The sequence below is a fragment of the Halalkalibacterium halodurans genome, from assembly GCF_004376175.1.
GTDB classification, from domain to species: Bacteria; Bacillota; Bacilli; order Bacillales; family Bacillaceae_D; genus Halalkalibacterium; species Halalkalibacterium halodurans.
Window position 1 is genome coordinate 49,361 of sequence record NZ_SNUY01000021.1, and the last position, 7,934, is coordinate 57,294.

13 protein-coding genes and 1 pseudogene are annotated in these 7,934 nt (G+C 46.9%); 13 read left to right on the top strand and 1 reads right to left on the bottom strand.

Annotated features, from left to right (window positions below):
- Window positions 1-6: 6 nt before the first annotated feature.
- The 13 genes from E2L07_RS08915 to rpsI all read left to right on the top strand — a co-directional run bounded on the left by E2L07_RS08915 (window position 7) and on the right by rpsI (window position 7,625).
- A complete protein-coding gene (locus tag E2L07_RS08915) occupies window positions 7-315 on the top strand; it encodes a hypothetical protein (RefSeq protein ID WP_053432310.1) in 309 nt (102 codons plus the stop codon).
- A gap of 4 nt (window positions 316-319) precedes the next feature.
- Entirely contained in the window at window positions 320-538 is a 219-nt protein-coding gene (gene infA / locus E2L07_RS08920; protein ID WP_010896341.1) for a translation initiation factor IF-1, read from the top strand.
- 67 nt (window positions 539-605) lie between these two features.
- Window positions 606-719, top strand: a complete 114-nt coding sequence (gene rpmJ / locus E2L07_RS08925; protein ID WP_003322638.1) for a 50S ribosomal protein L36 — start codon at window positions 606-608, stop codon at window positions 717-719.
- A gap of 22 nt (window positions 720-741) precedes the next feature.
- Window positions 742-1,107, top strand: a complete 366-nt coding sequence (gene rpsM / locus E2L07_RS08930; protein WP_134229381.1) for a 30S ribosomal protein S13 — start codon at window positions 742-744, stop codon at window positions 1,105-1,107.
- Window positions 1,108-1,125: 18 nt separating this feature from the next.
- Window positions 1,126-1,515 (top strand): 30S ribosomal protein S11, encoded by a 390-nt coding sequence (gene rpsK / locus E2L07_RS08935; RefSeq protein ID WP_010896343.1) that lies wholly within the window; start codon window positions 1,126-1,128, stop codon window positions 1,513-1,515.
- Between the two features lie 165 nt (window positions 1,516-1,680).
- Window positions 1,681-2,625, top strand: coding sequence for a DNA-directed RNA polymerase subunit alpha (locus tag E2L07_RS08940; RefSeq protein WP_010896344.1), 945 nt, complete (start codon window positions 1,681-1,683; stop codon window positions 2,623-2,625).
- 109 nt (window positions 2,626-2,734) lie between these two features.
- Window positions 2,735-3,097: a 50S ribosomal protein L17 gene (gene rplQ, locus E2L07_RS08945; protein ID WP_134229382.1), complete on the top strand. Its 363-nt coding sequence runs from the start codon at window positions 2,735-2,737 to the stop codon at window positions 3,095-3,097.
- Between the two features lie 245 nt (window positions 3,098-3,342).
- Window positions 3,343-4,179, top strand: a complete 837-nt coding sequence (locus E2L07_RS08950; protein WP_134229383.1) for an energy-coupling factor transporter ATPase — start codon at window positions 3,343-3,345, stop codon at window positions 4,177-4,179.
- On the top strand, window positions 4,155-5,039 hold the full coding sequence (locus tag E2L07_RS08955; RefSeq protein ID WP_134229384.1) for an energy-coupling factor ABC transporter ATP-binding protein: 885 nt from the start codon (window positions 4,155-4,157) through the stop codon (window positions 5,037-5,039). The genes E2L07_RS08950 and E2L07_RS08955 overlap by 25 nt, the downstream gene beginning before the upstream one ends.
- Window positions 5,024-5,821: an energy-coupling factor transporter transmembrane component T family protein gene (locus tag E2L07_RS08960; protein ID WP_134229385.1), complete on the top strand. Its 798-nt coding sequence runs from the start codon at window positions 5,024-5,026 to the stop codon at window positions 5,819-5,821. Before E2L07_RS08955 ends, E2L07_RS08960 begins: the two co-directional genes overlap by 16 nt.
- Before the next feature lie 17 nt (window positions 5,822-5,838).
- Entirely contained in the window at window positions 5,839-6,597 is a 759-nt protein-coding gene (gene truA / locus E2L07_RS08965) for a tRNA pseudouridine(38-40) synthase TruA (protein WP_134229386.1), read from the top strand.
- A gap of 182 nt (window positions 6,598-6,779) precedes the next feature.
- Window positions 6,780-7,217: a 50S ribosomal protein L13 gene (rplM, locus tag E2L07_RS08970; RefSeq protein ID WP_010896350.1), complete on the top strand. Its 438-nt coding sequence runs from the start codon at window positions 6,780-6,782 to the stop codon at window positions 7,215-7,217.
- Between the two features lie 15 nt (window positions 7,218-7,232).
- A complete protein-coding gene (rpsI, locus tag E2L07_RS08975) occupies window positions 7,233-7,625 on the top strand; it encodes a 30S ribosomal protein S9 (protein ID WP_010896351.1) in 393 nt (130 codons plus the stop codon).
- A 68-nt stretch (window positions 7,626-7,693) separates the two neighbouring features.
- Here rpsI and E2L07_RS21215 read toward each other — a convergent pair.
- Window positions 7,694-7,934 (bottom strand): annotated as a pseudogene (locus E2L07_RS21215) (hypothetical protein); the annotation flags it as partial.

Below are 7,934 nucleotides of genomic sequence, written 5' to 3' on the forward strand. Positions count from 1 at the left end.
AAAACAATGAGTGACTCTGGTCCGAGTCCTGAGATCGGTCAAATTGTTCAAATTGTAAAAGGTCGAGATCGAGACCAGTTTAGTGTTATCATAAAACGTGTTGATGATCGCTTTGTTTATATCGCTGACGGTGATAAGCGGAAGGTCGATCGAGCGAAGCGAAAAAACATGAATCACCTTAAGCTGATAGATCACATTTCACCAGAGGTTCGTCATAGTTTTGAGGAAACGGGAAAAGTGACCAATGGAAAATTGCGCTTTGCCTTAAAAAAGTTTCTTGAAGAACATGCTGATTTACTGAAGGAAGGAGAGTAAATTCATGGCCAAGGAAGATGTTATTGAAGTGGAAGGTACGGTAATTGAGCCCCTTCCAAACGCAATGTTCCGTGTTGAACTAGAAAACGGTCATAAAATTCTAGCTCACGTTTCTGGTAAGATTCGCATGCACTTCATTCGAATCCTTCCAGGAGATAAAGTAACAGTAGAGCTTTCACCTTATGATTTAACACGTGGACGTATCACGTATCGATATAAGTAAAGATTCCTCGAGGTTTGATTATCGAGAACGATAACGAGGCACTCCGGATATAAGGAGGTAAAAGGATATGAAGGTAAGACCATCCGTCAAGCCGATTTGTGAAAAATGTAAAGTGATCCGCCGTAAAGGCACGGTCATGGTCATTTGTGAAAATCCGAAGCACAAACAAAAACAAGGATAATTACTAAGGAGGTGCTCATTGCATGGCACGTATTGCAGGTGTCGATATCCCTCGTGACAAACGAGTGGTCATTTCTTTAACGTACATTTATGGAGTCGGTCGCTCCACTGCACAAGAAATTCTAGCGAAAGCGAATGTGTCTGAGGATACTCGTGTTCGTGATCTAACAGAAGAAGAGCTTGGTCGCATTCGTAGTGCAGTCGAAGAATTCAAGGTAGAAGGTGACCTTCGCCGTGAAGTCTCATTAAACATCAAGCGCTTGATTGAAATTGGCGCATACCGTGGCATCCGCCACCGTCGTGGTTTACCAGTTCGTGGTCAAAATACGAAAAACAACTCTCGTACGCGTAAAGGTCCTCGTCGTACGGTAGCGAATAAGAAAAAGTAGAAAGGGAGGTAGCATAGAATGGCTAAGAAAACGAACACTCGTAAACGTCGCCAACGTAAAAATGTGGAGACTGGCGTAGCGCACATTCGTTCTACGTTCAACAACACAATCGTGACGATTACAGACCCTCATGGAAACGCCATTTCTTGGGCGTCTGCTGGGGCTCTTGGTTTCAAAGGTTCTCGTAAATCCACACCATTCGCAGCACAGATGGCTGCTGAAACTGCTGCAAAAGCAGCAATGGAGCATGGCATGAAGTCAATTGAAGTGTCAGTTAAAGGTCCTGGTGCTGGTCGTGAAGCAGCGATCCGTTCATTACAAGCCGTTGGATTAGAAGTTAACATGATCAAAGATGTGACTCCTGTTCCACATAACGGTTGCCGTCCGCCAAAACGTCGTCGTGTGTAATTGTGAAAGTCTTGGTATAGATTTCCTTGATGTGTCAATAATGGGTAAGACGAGTTTACTCAGATTGGCAAGGTGAAACGGTTAGGAACTGCCTAATGGGGATTCCGGTTAGGCCTTTCCTGGCAGTCTGCCGGAGTTCGACGTTTTGAAGGAGGGTTTGTTTGAATGATTGAAATCGAGAAGCCAGTGATTGAAACGATTGAAATTAGCGAAGATGCTAAGTACGGAAAATTTGTCGTAGAGCCACTAGAGCGTGGGTATGGGACAACACTAGGAAACTCCTTACGTCGTATCCTCCTCTCTTCACTTCCTGGAGCTGCGGTTACGTCTGTACAAATCGATGGCGTCCTGCACGAGTTCTCAACCATTGAAGGAGTCGTGGAAGACGTAACAACCATCGTCTTAAACTTAAAGCAACTCGCGTTAAAAATTTACTCAGACGAAGATAAAACACTTGAAATCGACACACAGGGTGAAGGTGTAGTAACGGCTGGTGACTTAACCCATGATAGTGATGTAGATGTATTGAATCCAGATCTACACATTGCCACGTTAACAACAGGTGCTCATCTACGGATGCGTATTACGGCGAAACGGGGGCGCGGGTATGTTCCAGCAGAAGGGAACAAATCGGATGAACTAGCAATTGGTGTGATTCCAATTGATTCGATCTACACTCCTGTCTCGCGTGTAAACTACCAAGTGGAGAATACACGTGTCGGCCAAGTTACAAACTATGATAAACTAACCCTTGATGTTTGGACTGACGGAAGCATTCGCCCGGAAGAAGCAGTTTCACTTGGGGCCAAAATTTTAACGGAACACCTGAACATTTTTGTCGGGTTAACCGATCAGGCGCAAAATGCGGAGATTATGGTCGAAAAAGAAGAAGATCAGAAAGAAAAAGTTCTTGAGATGACAATTGAAGAGCTTGATCTTTCCGTTCGTTCGTATAACTGTTTAAAGCGGGCTGGTATCAATACGGTACAAGAGCTGACGCAAAAAACAGAAGAAGACATGATGAAAGTGCGTAACCTTGGACGTAAATCATTAGAAGAAGTTCAAGAGAAACTGGGTGAGCTTGGACTAGGTCTTCGTAAAGAAGAATAGGGTAAGCTCTCTTGCTACGTCTACGTCCTTCTGCTTCATGTGGATGGACTTCATGTCTTTTATGTAACGTCACTCAATGTTGAGTGTTAAAAAAGGAGGGAAAATCAGCATGGCATACGCAAAATTAGGTCGTGACAGTGCAGCGCGTAAAGCGTTATTGCGTGATCTTGCGACAGACCTTATCATCAACGAGAGAATTGAAACAACTGAAGCAAAAGCGAAAGAGCTTCGTTCCGTTGTAGAGAAAATGATCACTCTTGGAAAGCGCGGCGATCTTCACGCTCGTCGTCAAGCAGCTGCGTTCATTCGTCGCGAAGTGGCTGACGAAGAAACAGGCCAAGATGCGATTCAAAAGCTTTTCTCTGATATTGCACTTCGTTATGAAGACCGTCAAGGTGGATACACACGCGTGTTGAAAGTAGGACCACGTCGTGGAGACGGTGCACCAATGGCGATCATCGAACTTGTGTAATCCAAAGGAATAGCGGTAGTAAAGGGCCATCCTGATCTGAGCGGTACGTAAGCTCTGACTCGGAAGCCCTTTTTTCGCTTTAAGGAAGTTTAACTATCGATAAAGGTTGCATCCGCCATTATAACTTGGCGGCAATCCACGTCTTTCGAAGCGATAGAAAACATGCCGTTTTGAGCAGATAGAAGAAACGAAAGCTATTAGCGACAGGACTTGCCATCTATAGGCGGAAAAAAGAAGGTGACGGGATGGAGAAGGGACTTTTACTAGAATCAGTTAGCTATCAATATGACGCGAACGCAGCTCCTGTTCTAAAGGAAATTGATATACATGTTCCTCTAGGGGAATGGGTGGCCGTGATCGGTCCGAACGGTTCCGGTAAATCCACGCTGGCGAAATTGCTAAATGGATTGCTTCTCCCTACTTCGGGGCGTGTCACCTTTAACGGCATGTCCACAATGGACGAAGGGACTCACTGGGAGATTCGGCAGCAGATTGGACTTGTGTTTCAAAATCCCGAGCATCAGTTTGTGGCGACAACGGTACGCGATGACCTTGCATTCGGTATGGAAAATCGCGGATTTCCTCGAGAGAAGATGATTCAGCGCATCGAAGAGGTTTCCATCCAAGTCGGAATTGATCACCTACTAGATGAGGAGCCGCATCGCCTGTCGGGGGGCCAGAAGCAGCGGGTGGCGATTGCCGGGATTCTAGCAGTTGAGCCTAGTGTAATTGTCTTTGATGAGGCGACGTCCATGCTCGATCCACAAGGACGGAAAGATGTGCTTGAGACGATGAAACAGCTTCATGAAAGCGGGATGACGATCATCTCCATTACTCATGACGTAAACGAAGCGAGTCAAGCAGGTCGCGTCTTGTTATTAGAAAAGGGAGAAGTAATGTTAGACGGATCACCCGCCGTTGTGTTTCATGAGCAGGATAAGCTAGAGGCCGCAGGAATTGACCGACCGTTTGCCTATCAATTGCAGCTAGCGCTACAAAGCCGAGGAATTCAGCTTGAAGGAGCGCTCTTAAAAAAAGAAGAATTGGTGGAAGCGCTATGGAAATACAAGTCAAGCAACTAGAGCATCGCTATATGAAAGGCTCTCCGTTTGAGAAGGTGGCCTTATCGGACGTATCGTTTACGATTCCTTCAGGCTCCTTTACTGCGATTATCGGCCATACAGGTTCTGGTAAGTCCACATTGGCTCAGCATTTCAATGGATTGCTTCGCCCGTCAAAAGGGACGGTCCGCCTCGGGGAACTGGAAATCACGGGTGATCAGAAGCCGCCCTCGCTTAAAGAGATTCGGCGTAAGGTCGGCCTCGTCTTTCAGTACCCAGAGCATCAATTGTTTGAGGAAACCGTGGAGAAGGACATCTGCTTTGGACCGATGAATTACGGTGTAAGTGAAGCGCGGGCGAAAAAGCGAGCCAAGGAACTGCTCCATCTTGTCGGCCTGCCGGACACTTACTTGCAAGCTTCTCCATTCTCCTTAAGCGGGGGGCAAATGCGACGGGTAGCCATTGCTGGAGTGCTGGCGATGGAACCGGACGTCCTCGTTCTCGACGAGCCAACCGCCGGGTTAGACCCAGAAGGTCAGCGGCTCATCATGGACATGTTTTATCGCCTGCACCAGGAGAAAGAGCTGACGACGGTGCTCGTCACTCATAATATGAGCGATGCTGCCAAGTTTGCCGATCAAATTATCGTCATGAGTCAAGGGAATGTCGCCATGACAGGTGACCGCCAGACGGTGTTTGCACGGGCGGACGAGCTGGTAGCCCTTGGCCTTGATGTTCCAGAGACGCTGCAACTGCTACTACAGGTGAAGGAGCGATTCGGCTTGCACGACGTACCGCCGTTATTTTCCCTAGAGGAACTAGCCGATTTTCTCGCCAAAGAGCTCCAGCAGAAAGAGGGACAGCCATGTTCCAAAATATAATTATCGGTCAATACGTTCCAGGGAACTCGGTGCTTCACCGGCTGGACCCGCGAGCAAAGCTTGTGGCGGTGTTTCTGCTCGTCCTGTTCGTCTTTTTCGCCAACGATTGGATTAGTTACGGTGTGTTAGTCACCTTCACACTCACCGTCATCCTCCTTTCGCGTGTGCCCCTCTCGTTCATTTATCGAGGGTTGAGGCCGATTTTATGGCTCGTGCTTTTAACCGTGCTTCTCCATCTTTTGATGACAAAAGAAGGGGCGGTCGTCTTCACCATTGGCGGTTTTACGGTTCACGAGCAAGGGATCATAAACGGCGTATTTCTATCCATTCGCTTGCTAACGCTTGTGATTCTAACGTCGCTGCTTACTTTAACGACGACGCCGATTCAAGTAACGGATGGGCTGGAGACGCTATTATCCCCTCTTAAGCGGATCGGCGTACCAGCTCATGAAATAGCGTTAATGATTTCAATCGCGCTCCGATTCATTCCGACGTTTATGCAAGAAACGGAAAAGATTATGAAGGCGCAAATGGCCCGGGGAGTCGATTTGACGACAGGCCCGATCAAGGAACGATTGAATGCGCTCCTCCCGCTCCTCATTCCATTGTTTATGAGTGCATTTAAGCGAGCCGAGGATCTTGCTCTTGCGATGGAAGCGAGAGGGTATCGCGGGGGAGAAGGGCGGACCAAATTGCGCGCCCTTACGTGGAAAGGCCGCGATACGTGGCTGCTCATTGTCGTATGCGCCTTTGGTGTAGGACTATTTCTGTTGCGTGCTTAAAGGAAGGAGAAGGGATCATGAAGCGAATCGGTCTCAAGGTCGCTTACGATGGAACAGACTTTGCCGGCTATCAAATTCAACCGAATGAGCGAACCGTACAAGGGGAACTGGAGTCCGTTTTAAAGAACATTCATAAAGGGATGTCCATCCGCGTTACGGCCTCAGGACGGACTGATACAGGCGTCCATGCAAGGGGTCAAATCGTTCATTTTGATACTTCTCTCTCCTTTCCGGTGGATAGGTGGCCAATCGCTTTAAACAGCCAGCTACCGGCCGATATTCGCGTGCTAGAGGCTGCGGACGTGCCTGCTGACTTTCATGCCCGATATTCGGCGAAAACGAAAGAGTACCGCTATCGCGTCCTGACGAGTGCTCAAGCGGATGTTTTCCGCAGAAACTATACGTATCATGTCCGCTATCCACTCGATGTGGAGGCGATGCAAAGGGCAGCCGTTCAGCTACTCGGGACTCACGATTTCTCTTCCTTCTGCACAGCAAAAGCCGAGGTGGAGGACAAGGTGCGAACGATCGAGGATGTGGCTCTTTGGCGAGAAGGGGATGAGCTGATTTTTTCAATTAGAGGAAACGGCTTTTTGTACAACATGGTACGAATCATTGTCGGCACATTGCTGGAAATCGGTGCAGGCAAACGAAGCGCGGAAGAAGTAGCTAAAATATTGGCAGCACGGAGCCGAGAAGCAGCTGGGAAAACAGCACCAGGCCACGGATTGATCCTCTGGTCGGTCGAATATGACGAATGGCAAGCTGGAAAATAATAAAACAACGAATCCGTGTGTAACAAAATATTGACTTTGTGTGTTCATTCATATATGATGGTAGATGGTAATTCTGAAACCCCACTAGCCCCGGGTGTGTCGGAATGGTACTAGGACGTGTGTTTATTTGAACATATGAACAAAGGAAAAAAGTGATTGTTTTTAATTTAGGAGGGACATTCATGCGTACAACATATATGGCAAAGCCAAACGAAGTTGAGCGTAAGTGGTACGTGGTTGACGCAGAAGGTCAAACGCTTGGTCGTTTAGCTTCTGAAGTGGCTTCCATCTTACGTGGAAAGCACAAGCCAACTTACACTCCACATGTAGATACAGGTGACCATGTCATCATTATCAATGCGGAGAAAATTCATTTAACTGGAAACAAGCTTCAAGACAAGATCTACTATCGTCACAGCGGTCATCCAGGCGGTCTTAAAGAAACGCGCGCGGCAGATATGCGTGCAAACAAGCCTGAAAAAATGCTTGAGCTTGCCATCAAAGGCATGCTTCCAAAGAACACGCTTGGACGTAAGCAAGGCATGAAACTTCATGTTTATGCAGGTAGCGAACATAAGCACCAAGCACAAAAACCAGAAGTGTACGAACTTCGCGGATAATAGGAGGGTATTATTTTGGCACAAGTACAATACTACGGTACAGGTCGCCGCAAGCATTCAGTCGCTCGTGTTCGTCTCGTACCTGGCGACGGAAACATTGTGATCAACGGCCGTTCTTTAGATGAATATTTCGGACTTGAAACATTAAAATTGATCGTTAAGCAACCTCTAGTGGAAACAGGCACAGAAGGACAATACGATGTGCGTGTAAACGTAGATGGTGGTGGCTTCACAGGTCAAGCGGGTGCAATCCGTCACGGAATCGCTCGTGCGCTTCTTCAAGTGGACCCTGAATATCGTCCATCGCTTAAGAGCGCAGGCTTCTTAACGCGTGACGCGCGTATGAAAGAACGTAAGAAATACGGTCTTAAAGCCGCTCGTCGTGCACCTCAGTTCTCAAAACGTTAATAGAAACATTGATATATCAGTGTTTACAGAGCTTTTTTGGTTCAAGTTGGTTCAAATCAACTTGAACCTTATAAAGCACTTAACAGATTTAAAGCATCGGCATCTTGCTGGTGCTTTTTTTCTGGCATTAATTCCAGATAATAATTCTGTGTAGTTTGTATGTTTATGTGTCCTAATCGTTTGATGACGTAAAATATTTTGTGTAAGCCCTTGAAAACATAAAAATAGGTAGGGTATCCTCGGAATTGTCGAGATTCCATAAGAGAGGAGTAATCCCTACCTATGTCATCAAGTATAAACAATTCCGAC